This window comes from Corynebacterium mustelae, assembly GCF_001020985.1.
In the GTDB taxonomy this organism is placed as follows: Bacteria; Actinomycetota; Actinomycetes; order Mycobacteriales; family Mycobacteriaceae; genus Corynebacterium; species Corynebacterium mustelae.
Map to the genome: position 1 here is coordinate 104,572 of NZ_CP011542.1, position 17,446 is coordinate 122,017.

General features: G+C 52.8%; 15 protein-coding genes. 10 read left to right on the forward strand and 5 right to left on the reverse strand.

Annotation, left to right across the window (positions count from 1 at the left end; all coding sequences use genetic code 11):
* Positions 1-10 precede the first annotated feature (10 nt).
* From CMUST_RS00495 to CMUST_RS16705, 3 genes are read left to right on the forward strand one after another with little or no spacing between them, the layout of a single operon-like run.
* Positions 11-304 carry an RNA-binding S4 domain-containing protein gene (locus tag CMUST_RS00495; protein ID WP_047260877.1) on the forward strand — a complete coding sequence of 98 codons (294 nt, stop codon included), beginning with the start codon at positions 11-13 and terminating at the stop codon, positions 302-304.
* Positions 305-1,120 (forward strand): VOC family protein, encoded by an 816-nt coding sequence (locus CMUST_RS00500; protein WP_047260878.1) that lies wholly within the window; start codon positions 305-307, stop codon positions 1,118-1,120.
* Positions 1,120-1,791 carry an MGMT family protein gene (locus CMUST_RS16705; protein WP_158408174.1) on the forward strand — a complete coding sequence of 224 codons (672 nt, stop codon included), beginning with the start codon at positions 1,120-1,122 and terminating at the stop codon, positions 1,789-1,791. Before CMUST_RS00500 ends, CMUST_RS16705 begins: the two co-directional genes overlap by 1 nt.
* 113 nt (positions 1,792-1,904) lie before the next feature.
* On the opposite strand, the gene CMUST_RS00510 is transcribed toward CMUST_RS16705, so the two are convergent.
* Positions 1,905-3,020, reverse strand: coding sequence for an ATP-binding protein (locus CMUST_RS00510; protein WP_047260879.1), 1,116 nt, complete (start codon positions 3,018-3,020; stop codon positions 1,905-1,907).
* Between the two features lie 114 nt (positions 3,021-3,134).
* The gene (locus CMUST_RS00515; RefSeq protein WP_047260880.1) at positions 3,135-4,034 is read right to left on the reverse strand and encodes an alpha/beta hydrolase; all 900 of its coding nucleotides are present in this window, start codon (positions 4,032-4,034) and stop codon (positions 3,135-3,137) included.
* A gap of 45 nt (positions 4,035-4,079) precedes the next feature.
* On the opposite strand from CMUST_RS00515, the gene CMUST_RS00520 reads away from it, so the two are divergent.
* Genes CMUST_RS00520 through CMUST_RS00535 form a run of 4 tightly spaced genes read left to right on the forward strand, consistent with a single transcriptional unit; the run spans position 4,080 to position 7,077 of the window.
* Complete coding sequence (locus CMUST_RS00520) at positions 4,080-4,670, forward strand: CG0192 family protein (RefSeq protein WP_047260881.1); 591 nt, start codon at positions 4,080-4,082, stop codon at positions 4,668-4,670.
* Entirely contained in the window at positions 4,671-5,609 is a 939-nt protein-coding gene (locus tag CMUST_RS00525; RefSeq protein ID WP_047260882.1) for an ABC transporter ATP-binding protein, read from the forward strand.
* A gap of 6 nt (positions 5,610-5,615) precedes the next feature.
* Entirely contained in the window at positions 5,616-6,347 is a 732-nt protein-coding gene (locus CMUST_RS00530; RefSeq protein WP_047260883.1) for a hypothetical protein, read from the forward strand.
* Between the two features lie 4 nt (positions 6,348-6,351).
* Entirely contained in the window at positions 6,352-7,077 is a 726-nt protein-coding gene (locus CMUST_RS00535) for a hypothetical protein (protein ID WP_144414082.1), read from the forward strand.
* A 67-nt stretch (positions 7,078-7,144) separates the two neighbouring features.
* On the opposite strand, the gene CMUST_RS00540 is transcribed toward CMUST_RS00535, so the two are convergent.
* Complete coding sequence (locus CMUST_RS00540; protein WP_047263234.1) at positions 7,145-9,064, reverse strand: M13 family metallopeptidase; 1,920 nt, start codon at positions 9,062-9,064, stop codon at positions 7,145-7,147.
* Positions 9,065-9,116: 52 nt separating this feature from the next.
* Between CMUST_RS00540 and CMUST_RS00545 the strand changes: the two genes are divergently transcribed.
* The 3 genes from CMUST_RS00545 to CMUST_RS00555 all read left to right on the forward strand — a co-directional run bounded on the left by CMUST_RS00545 (position 9,117) and on the right by CMUST_RS00555 (position 11,972).
* On the forward strand, positions 9,117-9,737 hold the full coding sequence (locus CMUST_RS00545) for a hypothetical protein (RefSeq protein ID WP_047260885.1): 621 nt from the start codon (positions 9,117-9,119) through the stop codon (positions 9,735-9,737).
* Between the two features lies 1 nt (position 9,738).
* Entirely contained in the window at positions 9,739-10,683 is a 945-nt protein-coding gene (locus CMUST_RS00550; RefSeq protein ID WP_052844450.1) for a PrsW family intramembrane metalloprotease, read from the forward strand.
* A gap of 74 nt (positions 10,684-10,757) precedes the next feature.
* On the forward strand, positions 10,758-11,972 hold the full coding sequence (locus CMUST_RS00555) for an MFS transporter (RefSeq protein WP_047260886.1): 1,215 nt from the start codon (positions 10,758-10,760) through the stop codon (positions 11,970-11,972).
* A 104-nt stretch (positions 11,973-12,076) separates the two neighbouring features.
* On the opposite strand, the gene CMUST_RS00560 is transcribed toward CMUST_RS00555, so the two are convergent.
* Positions 12,077-15,394: an arabinosyltransferase domain-containing protein gene (locus CMUST_RS00560; protein WP_047260887.1), complete on the reverse strand. Its 3,318-nt coding sequence runs from the start codon at positions 15,392-15,394 to the stop codon at positions 12,077-12,079.
* Positions 15,391-17,400, reverse strand: a complete 2,010-nt coding sequence (locus CMUST_RS00565; protein WP_047263236.1) for a galactan 5-O-arabinofuranosyltransferase — start codon at positions 17,398-17,400, stop codon at positions 15,391-15,393. Before CMUST_RS00565 ends, CMUST_RS00560 begins: the two co-directional genes overlap by 4 nt.
* Positions 17,401-17,446: the final 46 nt, after the last annotated feature.

A 17,446-nucleotide genomic window follows, 5' to 3' on the forward strand; every position in this document is an offset into this window, starting at 1 on the left:
CTATCTGGTTATGCAGCCGATGGAAGTCGCGATACGCGATGACGTAATTAAACTGGGGCAGTTTATTAAACTTGCCAGCTTGGTCGAAACTGGTGGAATTGCCAAAGAAGTAATCGCCAACGGCCAGGTCACTGTCAACGGGGTGGTAGATACCCGTCGTGGTAAGACCCTGCGGGACGGTGACGTGGTTTGCGTGGGTGAAATGTGTGCCCAAGTGAAAGCCAACGTCGCCGATGACGACGATTATTTCGATGAAGCCACCGCCAATGATGATTTTGACCCAGAAGTGTGGAGGAACATGTAAATGCCAGCGTTTCAAGCAGAACCCGGCATGCCTTATTGGATCGATTTGACCAGCTCTGATGTGCGAAAATCCGCACATTTCTATTCAGAAATCTTGGGTTGGGAGATTGAGGAAGTAGCTGCGGAATACCGCATCGCCCGGATTCAAGGTTTGCCGGTCGCTGGCTTTGTCCAACGCCCGGTTGAAGCGAACCAGCCCGACACCTGGGTGACATATTTCCAGTCCGCCGATATCAATGCTGATTGCGCAACAGTATCCGAATTAGGTGGTCGAGTGCTGGTGGAGCCTACGGAAGTCCGACTTGGCCACATGGCCGTGGCTGTCGATAACGCGGGCGGGATGTTCGGTTTGATCCAGCCTGCGGGCGAGGACTCCTTTATTGCGGCCGGTGAGCCGGGTACCCCGGTGTGGCATGAACTGACCGCCACCACGGGCTATGACAAGGCCTGCGAGTTTTACCCTGAACTTTTTGGCTGGGTGACGTCGACAAGCGATGATGGGGGTTATACCACCGCGCTTGTCGACGGCGCGGCGTTCGCTGGCATCTTCAACGCCGTTGGGCAGTTTCCGCCGCAGGTGCCAAGTTTCTGGCAGTCCTACCTCGGGGTGCTCAACGTTGATGACGCGGCGGCAAAGGTGCCGGAACTCGGTGGCGAAATAATCCGCGAACCTTTCGATTCTGGTTTCGGCCGCATGGCGATTATCGCCGATTCCACCGGCGCAACCGTTACTCTCTGCGAGGTGCTACCACCTGTTGAAGAAGGTCGCGAATCCGACCCGCTTGAAGGAATCGATCTTAAAGATTTCACTTTCTAATGCTTATCGACGACCTCACCGACGCAATACTGTCGTGCTGCGATCGCATCCCACCGGGCATGGTCGTAGCTTACGGCGATATTGCCGCTCAGGTGGGGTGCAATCCACGCCACGTCGGTCGGATCATGCGCACCCACGGCCATGTGACCTGCTGGTGGCGGGTAGTGCGAGCCGACGGAACCAGTGCGGTGGCCGACCGGGCTAGGCCGTTGTGGGAAGCGGAGGGCATTATCAGCGCCGCAGGGCGGGTGGATATGGCTTCGTATCGCTTTGATTTCGATGATGATAGTCGTGACTTTCCCCATTTTTCATCTGCCAAATCTTCCAAACCTGCGGTTGTAGAGAAAACTCCTAGTGATGGGGAGCAAGTAGCGTCACTGCGTGAAATGTCAGGACTGTCTATTGAACAGTTAGGGAAGCTTTTTGGGGTAAGCCGCAGATCTGTTCGCAATTGGATGAATGGACACCGCATGGCTAACCGGCACCAAGAGCGGTTATCGATGCTCATATCTGAGATCCGCAGCTTGCCTGGTGAAACTCCTGATGAAAAGCGTGACGCACTTTTCTATTCTGTCGATAAACCAAGCCGATACCGAGAACTCGTAAGTAATGTGGAGCGACCAGTTCAGTTGCAGTACCCGCCCTTCTCGCCTGGTGAGCCACTGAGTTGATGGCATAAAGCCGATAGTTGAAGACGGCACCAAGTGTAAGTGGTAAGGGGGAATGTTTTTGAAGAGAACTAACGCAACATTCCGTGTATGTACTAACGAATGTTGATGATGGATCAGCCTCGATACAGATGCGCATTTTGATTAATGTGCTCCCGCAAATATGGCATGGCAAAAGTTACTTCACCATGACTTTTTGGGGTGAGCAATCCGCGATCAATGAGGCGGCGTCTGTAGGTTGAAGGTTGGCTTCCAGAAATCCCCATGGCCTCACCGATGTCAGAGGTTCGAGCCGATTCGCCCATGGCAGCAAGCGTGCATAAGAAATCCAACTCCCGAAACGGGATATTGCGCAACGCGGGTTTATGCACCATTTCCCCCATACGTTCAATGACTAGCGGAAGGCTATCATGAACCTCGGCTTCAGTTATTTCATCACCGGTGGCCATAGTCCACGCGATTGAGCCGATGAGCTGAATGAGAAAGGCGTAGCCGTGGCAATAACCAGTGGCAAGACGTAGTGCATCTGTTGTGAAGTGTTTTTCACCTTGTTTGGCCGTTGAATCCAGGGCGTAAGACACATCTTCATCCGTGATCTCACCAAGGGTAATAGGAGTTGCACGCCGTAGGAAAGTGGTGCCAGGATGTTCCAGCAATCGAATTATTTCACCTGGTAGACCGGCGAAGCTCAATGCGATGTTGTATCCATCACGTACGGAATCTTGAATGGCGTCGGAAAGTTCGTGGAGGTCTTTTGGATGAGCTGCTTGTAGCTCATCCATGGTAATTAGTAGACCATGCCCAGATTCGGTCAATATTCGACTTACTTCATTCAGGCTGGTCCATAACGTGTGACCTTCAGGAAACCGTTGCTGAACAGAAACCCCTAACCCACCTATGCCGCCGACATTTATATTTGTGATGCTACGGTCAACAGTTTGAGGGTGGATTGCGTTGAGGATTCTAGGTAGTTGTCCTTGTACCAAGTCTTCAACCATTGATTCAGATGCTCTGGCTCTAACTACATGCCAACCTGTTTCTTTTGCTTTCGCTTCCATCTGATTAAGCAACGCAGTTTTTCCGGTCCCACGAATTCCCTGAATAAGTGTGAATCTATGCGGCGAACCGACGCCTTCTTTGAGGGCGAATTCAAAGTTGCGCAAAAATTGCATGCGCCCGACAAAGACGACGGGGTTGACTCCAAAGCTCGGTCGGAATGGGTTGGCTAACATGACTCCTAATTCTACTTTTCGCTTGTAGTTTTTGTAGGATTTGTAGGTTTTCACACCGCCTGTAGGTTTTGTAGGATTTGTAGGTTTTAGCCAGAGCCAGGGATTTTAGGCGGGCTACAGCTGGTTGCGAAGAAACTCGGCGACATCGGTTACACGATCCCGTGCAACGGTAGGGGTGGAGATGCGATGCTCGGAAACATACTCTTTGACGGTTGCCTGCGCTTCCGCCCATAGGTAGCGGTCCGCGATAACGTCATGAGTGGCGACCTGCAGGAATGTTGGTGGGAGGTTTTCGGGGAACGAGGTGACGCCACCTCGCACGGACTCCGGCAACATTGACAGGTCAAGGTGTGGAAAGGTCAACGCTAGGGCGTCGAAAAGCGAACTTGTAAGCACCGCCAACGCACCGCCGGAGGAATAACCCCAGGCACCTAGCGATGATGCACCATTCGCACGGGCCCAGGCGGCGGCATCCGCGACGGCAGAAATCACCTCCGGCAGCGTGTTTTCCGGAACCAATGGATAGTCCAGGTCGAGGATCGTCACGCCTGATAATTCGGCCACACCGGCGACTTCTGGACGCCACGCGTTTTCCAGCGCCACCCCGGAGCCTTTCCACCAGCCGCCGGGGTGCAGCGAAATTGCCCACTTACCTTCCAGGGGTTGGGACGGGCTAAAAAGCTGGGCATTCAGCTCCGGAACGTCGGTGATCGTGACGTTTCCGGGGAACGCAACACCCGGCATTGCGTGATCCACAGCGGCCCCTAACATCAGCATCGCGGAATGGGTAATGCGATCTGGTAGCCGCGCGTCGAAGGTGTCTGCAGGTTCCGGATCGGAGGGATTATCGGACCACGGGGGATTTTTATCTGGCGCATCGTAATGGGCGGAAATATAGGTGGAGAGTTGTTCTAACTGCTGCTCAGGGGACATTTCGCGGTCGATGCCGCCGACCTGAAATTCGGCACGTTCAATTTTTTCTATCTCTTCTGCTGCTTTGGTGTTATCGCTCATGGCATCATGGTATCCAAAGATGAACTAAGTAGTAAGGGGCCAGGCATGGAACGCGTGTCCGAGATTCTTGATGCGACTTTAACTCCGACGAAATCGGAGATCCTCACCGATGTTTTTGGGCCGCATGAACTTATAGGCGCATTCCGGTTTGTGGATCCGAACGGCGAAGTGGGAATCGAAACCATGATCGTTAGTCAAACCGGACCGCTACTACAATTGCCCGTGACCTACCGAAGTCACAGAATCAGTGATGATTTTGAGGTTTCTACCATGCAGCACAGCGAGCTGGGGCAACGATATGTCACTAAAACCATCGCCGACCCGGTAGCTGTCGCCGAGTATATACGGGTGATTATCGAAGGCGATACCAATGCGCAGCGTTCCGATGGGGTACAACCACCGCTGGTTATTCGCGGAACCGGCAGCGCCGGGGCGGATAACCTGACAATTGAAAACATTCACCTTGATGAGATTTCCGGCGATACCGTCACGGGAAATATCGACATCAACGGTGAACGCAAGCACTTCAGACTGGAACTACCCACCGAATTAGAACCAAAGCCAGTGCAGTTGGCGTTGGTCGGTACCGACACTGAAACCGGGGTTGCTTATGTGCTGGCGGAGCTGACGATCTAGGTGGTTGTTTTAGACGTTAAAAACCTCAAGCGATCGTTCGATAACGGTGCAACGTTCGCGGTAAAAGACGTATCTTTTAGCGTGAATCAAGGTGAGATTCTCGGGCTGGTAGGCATAAACGGCGCGGGGAAAACCACAACGGTGAAAATGTGCGGCACGTTATTGGCACCAACTGCGGGCTCAATCACCGTCGCAGGCATTGATGCAGTGGCGAAACCGCAGCAGGCGCGTTCACACATCGGGTTGGTTCTTGGGGTGGAAAAAGGTTTCTATCCCCGAGCGACGGTGAATGCAAACATGCGGTTTTTCGCAGATCTTGCTGGGGTTTCCTACCGCAACCAGCAACAAGAAATCAGTCGGGTACTGGAGTTGGTGGGCCTTGCCGATAAATTATCGGTGAAAGCGGCCGCCCTATCCCATGGACAGAAGCAACGTTTGCATATCGCGCGGGCACTGTTAGGGAACCCGCAGGTATTGCTTTTCGACGAACCCACCAGCGGCCTCGACCCCGATATTGCGCTTAAGGTGCGGGACGTGATTAGGAAAGCTGCCGACCAAGGTGCCGGAATGGTGCTCACATCGCATTCCATGTCGGAAATCTCCCAGTTATCCGATCGAATCGCGGTTTTAAACAACGGCGAAATTTCGATTGTGGGCAAAGAGAAAGACATTTTCGACTTCGCCCACGTCGATCAGGTGCTCGGGTTTAGTTTCGTGCCGCAATACGATTCCGAATTAGAGGACATTAAAACCGCACTGCGACCCTACGGACGCACGGTTATCAAACCGCATGGCGGAATGTGGCGACTCACCCACTACGTTCCAGTGGGCGTATCAATGCCAGGACTAACCGATCTGGTTAAAGACCGGGAATACACCCTGCGCTCTGCGGTATTGGAGGACGCTTTCTTGGCGTTGGCGGCGAATGGAAACGAGTAACTAGGCATGGGGTTTGTGCGTTTTATCCGAATGGCGTGGTTTCAGTTGATCGAATTTAGCCGCACCACATATTTTTTCCAATTGGTCATAAGCACCACGGTGGTTGCCGGAATCATTCAACGAATAGGCGTTGCCGCTTGGGGCGGTGACCCCTACCTGGGTTTTGTTCGCACCATAGCCATCGGCATGTGGACCTTAGCCGCTACCGCGTCGGGGATCTTAGGGTTTGAGCGCTTCAAAGGCACCCTCGTTTTCTTAGTGTCAGGGCGTATTTCATCCCTTGCCGGATTAGCGCCCACCGTCACTGCCTGCGCCACCTTTGGCTTACTTGCGGCACCTATTTCTTGGCTTGTGTGGTTTCCGCACGCAACTAACGCACCGGCTCTTCAATTGTGTGCAGGGCTTGTGGTCTTATGGCTATCGGTCGTAGTTAGCAGCTACATGATAGCGGCGGTCTTTATCGCAACCCCCAATGCGTTGGCCTACGAAGGGTTACTACTGGTGCCGCTTTTAGCGCTCAGTGGCATTTTTGATTTCACGGTGGCGGGCTACCTGGCAAGTGACGTCACCAGGTTCTTTATCCCCAGCGCGGGGGCGTTTCGCTACCTTGCTGCAGGAAACCCAGTGGACGCGGTGATTGCCGTGGCGGTTACCGGGTTGTGGCTTGTACTGGTGCGAGTTGTAGCGAACGCAACACTTGCCGCCGCCCGCCGTGATGCAACGATAGATGTGGTGTAAGCTCATGCGATTTATCTTTGATACGGCACGGGTTGCCGCCCGAAGCACTGGAACCTTTGCCAATCTTCGCACCTTTATTGTCGGAGTATTTGTGATTCCGCTTCTTGGTGTGGCCTTCAATGTCCTACTCGGGCAGGGAATAGGTGCACCAGATGTGCGTGCGATCGCATTGGCGTCGTTAAGCATAGGCGTCCTAGGGATCGCGGCGAGTACCTTTGTTGCAATCGTGGTGCACGATCGCACGCTTGGAATCATCGACGAGGTATTCTTCCGCCCGGGACACAGCTGGAAATACCTCATGGGAATCGCTATCCCGGCTTTCGGCACGGCAGTACTCACCGGCTGCGTATTATTCCTGATACTCGGTGGTTTTCACCCGCTTATGATGCTGCGTTTGGTGTTGCCTGCGGCGTTATGCGGCATCTGCTTCGGGGTCGCTGCCGCAGGAATCGGCTTAGCTAAAGGAAATCCCTATTTTCTCCTCAATTGGGTCATAGCGTTTCTGCCTTTAACCACGGGTGCAGTGGTGCCGCTGAGCTATTACCCAGAATTTATGCGGTATTTGCCCCTAAGTGCTGTGGTGCAATCGTGGCGGGAGAACACCCCGCTATCGCTTGTCGACGCCACCTACAACATCGGGTTCTTTATCCTCATCGCAATCCTCGGATTCATCGCCACCAAACGCTATGTCGCAGCCATTAGATCTGGAACCCAATTCCACGCGCTATAAAACCACAAAACGCGCGGCAGTGATCTTCATTGGATCTGCCGCGCGTTCATTTTTGGTTAACCCAGGTTTACCAGATGGTCACTCGATCTTCTGGTTCGATGAACACCTTCGCGCCGGGGCTGACATCGAATGCATCGTAGAATTCTGCAACGTTACCGGCAATAACGTTGCAGCGGAATTCGGCAGGGGAGTGTGGATCGATGGCTAGCAATTGGGCTGCGTATTCCGGGCGGAGTTTGGTGCGCCAAATATGCGCCCACGATAGGAACAGTCGCTGCAAGCCGGAATACTCGTGTTCGCTTAATCCTGGATCGGCACCGTCAGCGATAAACGGCTTGACCGGGGAGGAATCGAAATCCAATCCCTTGTCGGCGAGGTAGAGCCGGTAAGCAACCACGGCGATGCCCAGACCACCCAGGTCGCCGATGTTTTCACCGAGGGTGAATTCGCCGTTAACGCCAGCTGTTTCTATGCCAGTTCCCTCTAATACCGCTGGAACGAGACCATTAAATTGCTTAACTAGCTTGGCGGTTAGCTCGGTAAAGGCGGCGCGATCCTCGTCAGTCCACCAAGATTGCAGATTACCATCGCCGTCGTATTGTGAACCTTGGTCATCGAAACCGTGACCGATCTCGTGTCCGATCACAGCGCCAATCGCGCCGAAATTCTCGGCAGTATCAGCCTCTGGGGAATAGAACGGCGGGCGCAAAATCGCAGCAGGGAACGTAATGTCGTTGACCACCGGGTTGTAGAACGCATTAACGGTCTGTGGGGTGCTAAACCACTCGTCCCGGTCGGCCGGTTTGCCAACCTTTGCTAGCTCGTATGCGTGCTCAAACGCGCTGCCCTTTCGGACGTTTTCTACCAGGTCGGCACCATAAGGGGAGAAATCCAGATCCCCATAGTCACGCCATTTATCTGGGTAGCCGATCTTGGCGCGGAATTTCGCCAACTTCTCCAACGCCTTTTCACGGGTTGTTGGCGTCATCCATGCCAGATTGCTGATGCGCTCGTGATATGCCTTGACCAGGTAGTCCACCAAGGTGAGCATTTCTTGCTTGGAACTTGCCGGGAAGTACTTGTCGACGAATAATTGACCGATCTCCTGACCCACAAACCCCTCGGCGAGATTAAGGGCTCGCTTCCACCGATCTCGCTGTTCGGTCGCGCCGGTGAGTTTGGTGCCGAAGAAATCAAAGCTGGCACGGGCAATCTCTCCGGTCAAAAGTGCCGCACGCGAATTCAGAATCCGCCACGTAGCCCACAGTTTCCAATCCGCCAGCCGTTCTTCAGTCAACAGGGAATCTAAGTGAGCCATGAAGTCCGGCATCATCACAATGAGCCGCTGTTGTGGCACCTCAGCTGCGCGCAACATAGCCGCAACTTTTTCTGGCATTTGGTCAAATTCGGTGGGATTGAAGGTCTTAACTGCGTCCCGGGTACTGACTACGTCCCAGTGACCAGCAGCGATGTCCTTCTCCAGGGCGACAATTCGGTCAGCCGCGTCACCGTCAATGTTTAAGAACTTCAACATGCGCGCCACATGTTCCCTGTAAGCAGCGAGGGTCTCAGCGTGTGCCTCATCCCGGTAATAGGCTTCGTCCGGGAGGTTAAGCCCGCCTTGGAATAGGTACACCACAGCGTCTTCGCTGGCGGAATCTTTCGTCACCCACATGCCTACTGGGGCGCCGATTCCCACCTTGTCGAGTGCTCCTAGCGCATCGACGAAATCGGCGACGGTGGAAACGTCGATAAGCTGCAAGTCCGGTTCGATTGCTGCGATGCCCTTTTCTTCAATGCCAGCTTCGTCCATGAATGAACGATACAATTTGCCTGCGCGGGATTCCTGGGTGGCTGAGACAATCTCATGAACATCAATTTCTGATTGGTCACGCAACTGATAAAAGGTGCCTTCAGAAGCGCGATCAGCAGGGATAACATGCGTATCAAGCCACGGTCCGTTAACAAAACGGAAAAGATCGTTCATCGGTATAGTCATGAAAACAACATTAGCTAATTTCGTCTTGTAAGTTAGGATCATGGCTTTTTACCGACACCGACCTACTGGCACCACTGCCTCGTGGGTGGGCTTTAGCGGATTTTTACTATTTCTCCTGGTACTTCCTACCATTCTTAATTTCGTGGTCCCCGAAGGCGAACCAGTAAAAGAACCCGTCCGATTGGGCTATAAAGACGAGGATTGGGAAATCCAACTCAAAGATTTCGACGGCCAACCAATCGAGTGCGCCGAAGCCGTTTCGGAAACTTTTACCAAACGTTGGGAATGTGACAACTTCGTGTTGGACACCACTGTCATTGAATCCGGTGAACAGCCAAGCCGCACACTGTGGCGGGCAATTCGGGGCTACAGCACGCACACCCCACCAACCAACGGCGATATGTATCGAAGCGGCAACGTCCGGTTTATGGACAACTTCGACGAGGCCAACCAAACCGGAATCACCCTCACTGGACATGGGGAACAGGACGGCAACGCTATTCTTGTGTTGATCTCCGGGGAAAACCGCGATGACGCGGTGGATTTGGTCCTATCCACCCTGCTCAAAGAAGACGCCGAACTTTCAGGCAAAAAGCTTTCACTCAACGAGGTCGACCCCGATAGCTTTCAAGAGATAACCTCAGATTGGAGCGCTGCCTAGCATGCCAAATACTTTCGGACGCATAGTGTTCATAGTTGCCATCTGCTTTGGCACGATTGCTGGCGTGGTTCTTGTTGGCTTAAACGCGCTGTTATCAGTATCCGGCTTATTCGTCGGCCTTTTCTTCGCGGCGATTTATCTGCTTGTGGGAACCTACCTGTTTAAAATTTCCCCAATGTGGCCCAAAGCTGGCTGGAAATGGTATCTCAGTTGCCTACTGTGGGGTTCTGGGGTTTCGCTTTTAGTCGTTACCATCTTTGGCTCCTCCATCGGCGACCTAACAGAAAAACTCGGCTGGATTGAAGTATCAGCGTCGTTTGGCGGTGCCTATCCAGAGGAGATCGCAAAGACGCTGGGAACCGCCCTCATATTGCTGCAATTTAACAAACTCAACCGCCCATGGCATGGCTTTGTCACCGGTGGCATCATCGGCTTGGGCTTCGAAACCATCGAAAATCTGCTGTATGGTGTCATCGGTGCAACTATCGACTCAGATAGTGACTTTTCCGGGACGCTGGAAATGTGGCAACTACGCTCCGTGGCGGGGCCAGGACTGCACATCACTATGTCGGCACTCGCCGGGCTTGGTGTCGGCTATGCGATGTATCTAGCGAATATCTCCTTTGCGCGGCGGTTAGCCTATCTCGCCACCGGATTCCTTGCCGCCTTCACGCTACATTTCTGTTGGAACATCCTGTGGGATAGAGGTAACACTTTCCAGATCACGTGGCTAGCTGGTGTGGCATTAGTGCTGTATCCCACCTTTATCTACTGCTGGTACCTATGTAATAAGCAGGCGAAACTAGAGGGCGAACCGCTTACAACCCCACAGCCAATCACCCGAATGTCGCAACTGCCACGCGGGGTTATAACGATCAACTTGTCAGGCACCACTGATTCTGACAATTCACCCGGTGAGGATACCCAGGTTCTAGCGCAAACCTAAATTCCACCAGATACAGCGTAGCTGATACCATACGCAGCCATGATGATTGACTGGATAGAACAGTAAGCCACCGCATGTTTCCTGCATCGTTTTGGTACCTGGTAGTAGGGCAAGCACTGCAATCGCTTGCCCTATCCGCATTGTCGTTAGGTCTCATTTTCGTAGGCGTGGAAGAATCAAACCCCACCGGAATCGGGTTGGTACTGGCAGCCCGAACGTTACCCACCATGGTTCTTTCGCTGCTGGGTGGGGTAGCCGCCGACAAATACAACCGAGTGCGACTTGCCAGCATCACCTTAGTGGTAAGTGGATTTCTCCACCTTGTTTTAGCCTTTAGCTTGACCACATACGGATTAGGGTGGCAGGTCTATGCAATTTCTTTAGCTACCGGTCTTATCAGTGCATTTGGCGCCCCCAGTTTGTATGCATTGTTGCCGCAGATAGTACCTACAGAACACAATGTGCGTGCCAACGCCATCGCACGCGGTAGCCGCAATGTTATGTCAGTTATCGGCCCGTTGCTCGTTGGAATATTGGTCCCATTATTCGGCACGGATTTTCTGTTTTACCTCGTTGCAGCGCTCATTGTTATCGCAGGTATCTGCATTAGTCAGATTCGCGACATCACCACCAATTCCCCAACCACCGAAGCGGGGGACAATGACGACGATGTGAATGGCACTGCCGAATCCAAGCACACTGCCGTAACGATATCGAATCTTAGACACAAATATCCGTGGTTTATTTTTTCTATCGCCAGCTGGTCGATCCTACTCTTTCTGGAGTCCGGGGCGACGGCAGTGACCCTACCGTTCACATTTTTAGAAACCGGAACCAGCTCCCAATGGGCTCTGACACTATCTGCCACCTCGCTTGGCTATATCGCGGGTGCTGCGTACCTGTTGCGGTTTCCGCTAAAGCGCAACATTCTATCGTTGTCGTTTCTGGTCTTTCCGCTGGCGATCTTGCCACTGGTTGCAGTGGCTTCAGATACGTCGTTCTATGTGATTCTTTTTGCGTGTTTCCTGGCGGGTATTGGATTGGAACTGTCAGGTTCGTTGTGGGGATCGGTTTTGCAGACCCGAATTAGCCAGTCGGAAATAGGTCGGATTTCCTCGCTGGATTACGCCTTTTCTTTCGGTCTAATACCACTGGCATATATCGGATACGGTGCGTTAAGTGCCGCCTATTCTGGTCACACCATTCTGGTTGGTTCCACAATAGTGGTAGTTCTGATAAGCCTTATGGCGGCATGGAAAAACCACGAAACCCCAACCAGCAAACCGTAATGAGAAGCGACCTCAGCCATGATTCAGCCGTGGCTACGTCGAAAAGCACAAACACCGCCTGGCCACGGCAATCAATCATCGTGACCAGGCGGTGTTTGTGGTGGTTAGTTGTATTCCTTCTTATCGGTATCGATATTTTGGTGACCTGGGTTCCACAACCCGGAGCGAGTTACGGACTCATGATCAATGATTGCGATGTCAGGAATATCGCCTACCGAATTCGGGCGGATCTGATAACGCTCAATGGAGCCCCAGTCGCGCAGCCAGTCATCTTTGGCGTAGGCGGGGATTTCGTAGGAGTAATTCACGGTCTCAGCTGTGCCTAAGACACCGCCACCGTGGTAGTCCTGGAAGCTAGTGCCAGTGCGCTTACCCTTATAATCCGGAACGATGCGATACGTTGGGATTTCCGCAACACCTGCGTAGTGGTTAAACGGGCGTTGACATGGGAATTGCAGCGGAACTGACCAGTCAAGCAAACCGGGGGCTTGCGAACCAACCGTATTATTTAACGTATCGAGCTTTGGCACCCGAGGTGGAGTAAATACCAGCCATTGTTCTTCATCAAGGGAGGAATCGACGGCATGGATACGAACAACGTCTGCTTCTTTAGGTAGGTCGGAAAGCGGAAGCCTAAGGTTTCGCCACTTCCGCATAGGGCCAATGTCCAGCATTCGGGTTTCCCCGAGCTTTTCGACGCTACCATCGCCGTTCGTCTTGCCGTATTGCAGTACCAACTTCTGGCCTTCTTGTTCCACCCCATCTGCGTCGACACCTTCGATGATGCCAGCCGCAGACACGACGATAAGCGGGGAATCGGAAGTTTCTTCCGGAAGCTTATACCACTCGGTAGTGGTTTGGGCGTAGAACTGACGGCCCTGCGTGTAGGAGCCAACAACTGGGACGACGTCCGGATCAAGATTAAACGGCAATGTCCACGTGGAACCGTTGATTCCTTTGTCGCTGCGGCGTCCACCATCAACATTGAGTAACTCTGCAGCACTGACCAAATTAGGTAGCTGATTCGTGCCCAATTGCGGCAAACGATTCGGTTGGAACCCTCGGGTTTTATCGTTGGTGAGGGAATTACCCAACGAGCCGCTCAAGGGGCTGAGGAAAGAATCATTTGTGTTGGTTTCCACCAAAACGTAATCAGCCAGGCCACATGCTTTGTTGGCAACACTACGAATATTGCCCAGACCCACCGAATACGCCGGGTACTGGTCAATGAACGCCTTGGCAAAAGACGCGAGGGAGAACATCACCGCTAATGCACAGAAGAAAGCGATCGGGGCGGCAAAGAGATTGGTAAACCGGCTGGGACGTTTGTCTTTGCGCTTGTAATCGGTAGATGCGTCGACAAGCTCAGTTGCTAAACCGCTGCGGAACGATTGCACCACACCGATGATCAAAACTACTAAGGATACAACCATTAGCACTGTTGAAGCTTCGATGGCTTTAAACTGGATTGACTTATCCCACCACGGAATACCGTAACTAGAGACATACCAGAAACCATTGGTGCCAGATAGCGCGAATGCGAAAACAAAGAGCAGGCCACCCAGCACTAAGGTGCGGGCGTGGCGGGAGCGAGTCGCAATTTCGCTGAGTGCGATTGCCCCCAACGCGCCTAAAGCTGCGGCGATACCTGCCCACACACCGAAGTGGTGCGTCCACTTGGTGGGGGTGAAACTCATGAAGAACAGTGTGCCCAGGAAGATCATCATCAATCGCAGCGCTGGGCCCTTAGTTGAGCCGGGAACCTTGCCGTTTTTCAGCATTGAGGCAAATATGAAGACCACGCTTAAAAATGCCATCAACACAGCGAAGCGACGCGAGAAGGAACCATCGACTGCCTGCTGGAACAACACCTCGTAACGCACCCACTCTTGGTGCCACTTCAAACTGGGCCCCTTGTCGCCGCGGACATGAATCGACTCCAACACTGTCATGAGAGTTTGGTCGCCGAAAACCGCAAGGAAAACCGCAGTTCCTGCCGCTGCAAACGGGGCTAGAAGTGCTGTCCATCCAGCAATGAGTGCAGCGCGGGGTGAGGTATCTGTCACTCCGAAATACCGCAGCCTGCGGTGCATCACACGAATGAGGCTAGAAAGGCTAACCAGTAATGCAGCCACCGCCATCAAACCGGTGGGACCACAAGCCAACGTGAATGCTGCGACAATGGTTCCTATCGCAGCTGGGAATAGTCGATGCTGGTCAATCGCCCGTTCAAATGAAACCCAGGTAACCAGCGTGCCAAGCGCAATGATAGGCTCAGGCCGCAGGCCGTTGTTATACGGCAGCCAAAACGCCAGTAACATTAAGGCTGCGGTCCAATGCGCCGCCTTGCGGGCATTGATTCCTGAACCCAGGCGCGGCAGAATCTCGCGAGAGACGATCAGCCAGATCACAATGCCTGAAATCAGCGATGGCAACCGCATCCAGGTAGAAGCAGTAGACACCGTGGTCATCAGTGCTAAAAAGTCGTAATATGGCGCACCAAACGGCGATTCTGGGACGCCAAACCACCGGTAATAATTTGCCATGTAATCCGACTCCAGCGACACCCGAGCCATTGTCAGAATGAAACCGTCATCGGAGGTATTAGCACCGAAGAAATACCAGGCCACAAGAATGCCGAATACCACGCCATCAATCAGTCGGGGTTTAAAGAAACCAGCGGGCCAGAACTTGTAACCCCCTGCATTATCGAGCCGGTCGAGCCGATATAACGCAAATAACGCAACAAGTAGGAAGAATGCGGCGCCAAACATGGTGGCGTACTTCCAAATGGTGGGGGAAGACGTGTACCGGGAGTTGATTTCAACATCGACGCTAAGCCCGGCGTCGATAAGCGATTTAGCGTCACCCGCTAGCTCCGTATAAATACCAGTAATCTGCGGGCGTTTATCTTCTTCTTCCTCACTGGTGACGTACAATGCTTCGCCATCAGCGTCAATCGCGCCGGGGATCTCCACCGTGGTTGCCTTAAGATCCGAGGTGACTGTGAGCACTGCATCAGGAGACAACGCGGCGACTTCCTCAGCCTCCAGTTGGAAGTACACGTTATCGCGCACCAAAACATCAATGGCACCGTCGAAAGACCGGACAAACAAGCCACGTGACGTAGCTTTTTCGCTATCTGGCGGCAACGTGCCAACTAGTAAGTTTTCGTCTTCCCGCAGCGAATTGATCGCGGAAATTGGAACACTCAAGCTGATTTTTTCCGGTGCGTAAGACTCAAGTGGGGCATTAACAGAGTTCAAAGAATCATTCTGCGGCCAATGCAAGGAAGATTGCACCTGGCTGACCGGCATAAAGGGAGTAAGGATAAAGAGCAAGAACCCCATGATGCCGCTAACAATGGCAAGGTTACGCAACCCGGTGTGACCATTCTTTGAAGTGGTTGTGGTAAGGGTCATGACCGGGTCACCACCACAAACGGGCCAATCTGTGTGGCATCCCACATGGTGCCAGTACCTAGGAATACTTCCGGATTAAACCGGACGCCATGGAACCGAACATTGGGATTATTAGGATAAATATCCTCCGCCAGGTCAAACACCCAGCCAGTGTTGTCATTACTACTGTTCATATCTTCGATTGTTGATTCAAGATCGGCGCGGAACACGAAAACTTCTGGTGCCTTCCACTCCGCCTCGTCGAGCTTTTCGACGAAGGTCTGCGGGGTTTTAAACTTATTCCAGCTACCCAACGCCCAGCTGGTGATCTCCTCATTTCGGCGATCAAACTCACCCAGAGGATTAGCATAATGGCTGGTGAAGGCCTGAAAACCTCGGAACGGGTGGTAAGACATGAAGTTACGTTCATCCGTCAAAATCACGGTATCGCGTGGAAGCTTGCCCGTCTTTTCAGTGATATGGCCAGCAACCTCGGCGTAATACTGGGCGGAGTCAGGCGGATACCGATCCGCCCGTTCCCCATAACCATCAGTATCGGTGTACGCAAGATCAATAGCGTCGGCGTTTTCATTCGGAATATTCTGCGCATACGCTAAACCAGCTGCCATAAGAACCGCAACAAAGACGACGGTGATGGTTCGGGAGGTCTTAACATCAAAGGCTTCCGGGAACAACCGATGAATGCTGTAAATACGTAGCTCTGCGAAACCTAAAACGCCAGCGGTTGCTAATTGCAAAGCCACCACTACATCCAACCGGAAGCCCAGCAACGTAGTACCGGTAACGGTGAACGCCATAGATAATGCGATCCAACCGTAAAACACAATGAGTCCGATGCCTAGCATGCGCACGTCGTAATTGCTGGCTCGCATGATCATGTAGACCAACCCCACCAAACATAAAACTCCGATCAACGTGGGAGCCAGCATGGGCAGCGGAACCTGGGTACCCGATAGTGGTAGATAATGAGCCGCGGTAGCGCCGGAGGCAGGATGCCCATTTACAATCGCAAAAATGTACGGACCCCACCAAATAGCGGCGATGGCCATCGATGCCACACCGATGATTATTAACCGGATGATTGGCACGACTGATTTCATCAAAACCGCTGCATACAAAGCAGCAATCACGATGGTGCTCAGTGCTACTACTGCCGTGTATAGGGTATAGGCGGAGGCCGACATGCCCAGATAGATGATTAATCCGACCATAGCTAGATTGCGGCCAACCAATGCGCGTCGCGCCAGAATGCATGCGGCGGGAACACCTAAGGCGATGATCGCCGCATAGGGTTCTTCTGCGCTCATGACCAATGTGATGGCGGTACTTACTAAAGCGATACCGGTTGCTACCGGAAGACTACCGACAAGTCGTTGCCATACTGGAACCAGTACACAAGCGGCTGCCGCGATTGACATCAATGACCACGGTTGGAATACCTCCCAGCCCGGTATGCCCAAAATATTGGCTACGCGACCACCAAACCAAAACCACATGCCTGGGTAAAAGGTGGGCAGGTCGATGTAGTTCATGTCTGACAGCGCCCAGGAATCGGCCAATCTGGTCATGAATTGGGTGCGGAATCCTTGGTCAACTGTAATGCCGTCCAAATAGAGGCGAGTTGCGGACAACGGAATGGCGGTGGTTGTGACAACCAGTCCCGCTGGTGCAAGGTAACACAGCGTATAGCTAAGCGCGGTACGCCAAAACGGACGCTGTGTTTTCTTCTTTTCGTCCATCACCCACAACACAACCAAGGTGGCTACCGCCACCAATAAGAGGATGGTGCTAAAAGTTGCCAATGCACGGCTGACCAAAGACGGGCCGAATGCTGGCAAATTAGTGGTTTTAAGGACGAACCAGCAAGCCAAGGTGAAAACCAGGCCGCCTAAAGCCGCTGCCACAATTCCCACCAATGTGTGTTTCACACTGGGCAAATCGGGGTGGTAGTCATCACGGCACGTGATAGCTCCTGGTTGTTTGTGACTTGATTCCTGAACAGTCATACCCATAAGTCTCCCATATCACACAGGCCAAAGCCCCCTTGGACAA

What these genes read in the sequence shown, in the direction of transcription:
- CMUST_RS00530 (WP_047260883.1), top strand. Translation starts at nt 5,616, where the DNA reads ATGGGGTTTGTGCGTTTTATCCGAATGGCGTGGTTTCAGTTGATCGAA.
- CMUST_RS00550 (WP_052844450.1), top strand. Translation starts at nt 9,739, where the DNA reads ATGCCAAATACTTTCGGACGCATAGTGTTCATAGTTGCCATCTGCTTT.
- CMUST_RS00510 (WP_047260879.1), bottom strand. Translation starts at nt 3,020, where the DNA reads ATGTTAGCCAACCCATTCCGACCGAGCTTTGGAGTCAACCCCGTCGTC.
- CMUST_RS00520 (WP_047260881.1), top strand. Translation starts at nt 4,080, where the DNA reads ATGGAACGCGTGTCCGAGATTCTTGATGCGACTTTAACTCCGACGAAA.
- CMUST_RS00545 (WP_047260885.1), top strand. Translation starts at nt 9,117, where the DNA reads ATGGCTTTTTACCGACACCGACCTACTGGCACCACTGCCTCGTGGGTG.
- CMUST_RS00535 (WP_144414082.1), top strand. Translation starts at nt 6,352, where the DNA reads ATGCGATTTATCTTTGATACGGCACGGGTTGCCGCCCGAAGCACTGGA.
- CMUST_RS00555 (WP_047260886.1), top strand. Translation starts at nt 10,758, where the DNA reads ATGTTTCCTGCATCGTTTTGGTACCTGGTAGTAGGGCAAGCACTGCAA.
- CMUST_RS00540 (WP_047263234.1), bottom strand. Translation starts at nt 9,064, where the DNA reads ATGAACGATCTTTTCCGTTTTGTTAACGGACCGTGGCTTGATACGCAT.
- CMUST_RS00565 (WP_047263236.1), bottom strand. Translation starts at nt 17,400, where the DNA reads ATGACTGTTCAGGAATCAAGTCACAAACAACCAGGAGCTATCACGTGC.
- CMUST_RS00515 (WP_047260880.1), bottom strand. Translation starts at nt 4,034, where the DNA reads ATGAGCGATAACACCAAAGCAGCAGAAGAGATAGAAAAAATTGAACGT.
- CMUST_RS00560 (WP_047260887.1), bottom strand. Translation starts at nt 15,394, where the DNA reads ATGACCCTTACCACAACCACTTCAAAGAATGGTCACACCGGGTTGCGT.
- CMUST_RS00500 (WP_047260878.1), top strand. Translation starts at nt 305, where the DNA reads ATGCCAGCGTTTCAAGCAGAACCCGGCATGCCTTATTGGATCGATTTG.
- CMUST_RS00495 (WP_047260877.1), top strand. Translation starts at nt 11, where the DNA reads ATGCAGCCGATGGAAGTCGCGATACGCGATGACGTAATTAAACTGGGG.
- CMUST_RS16705 (WP_158408174.1), top strand. Translation starts at nt 1,120, where the DNA reads ATGCTTATCGACGACCTCACCGACGCAATACTGTCGTGCTGCGATCGC.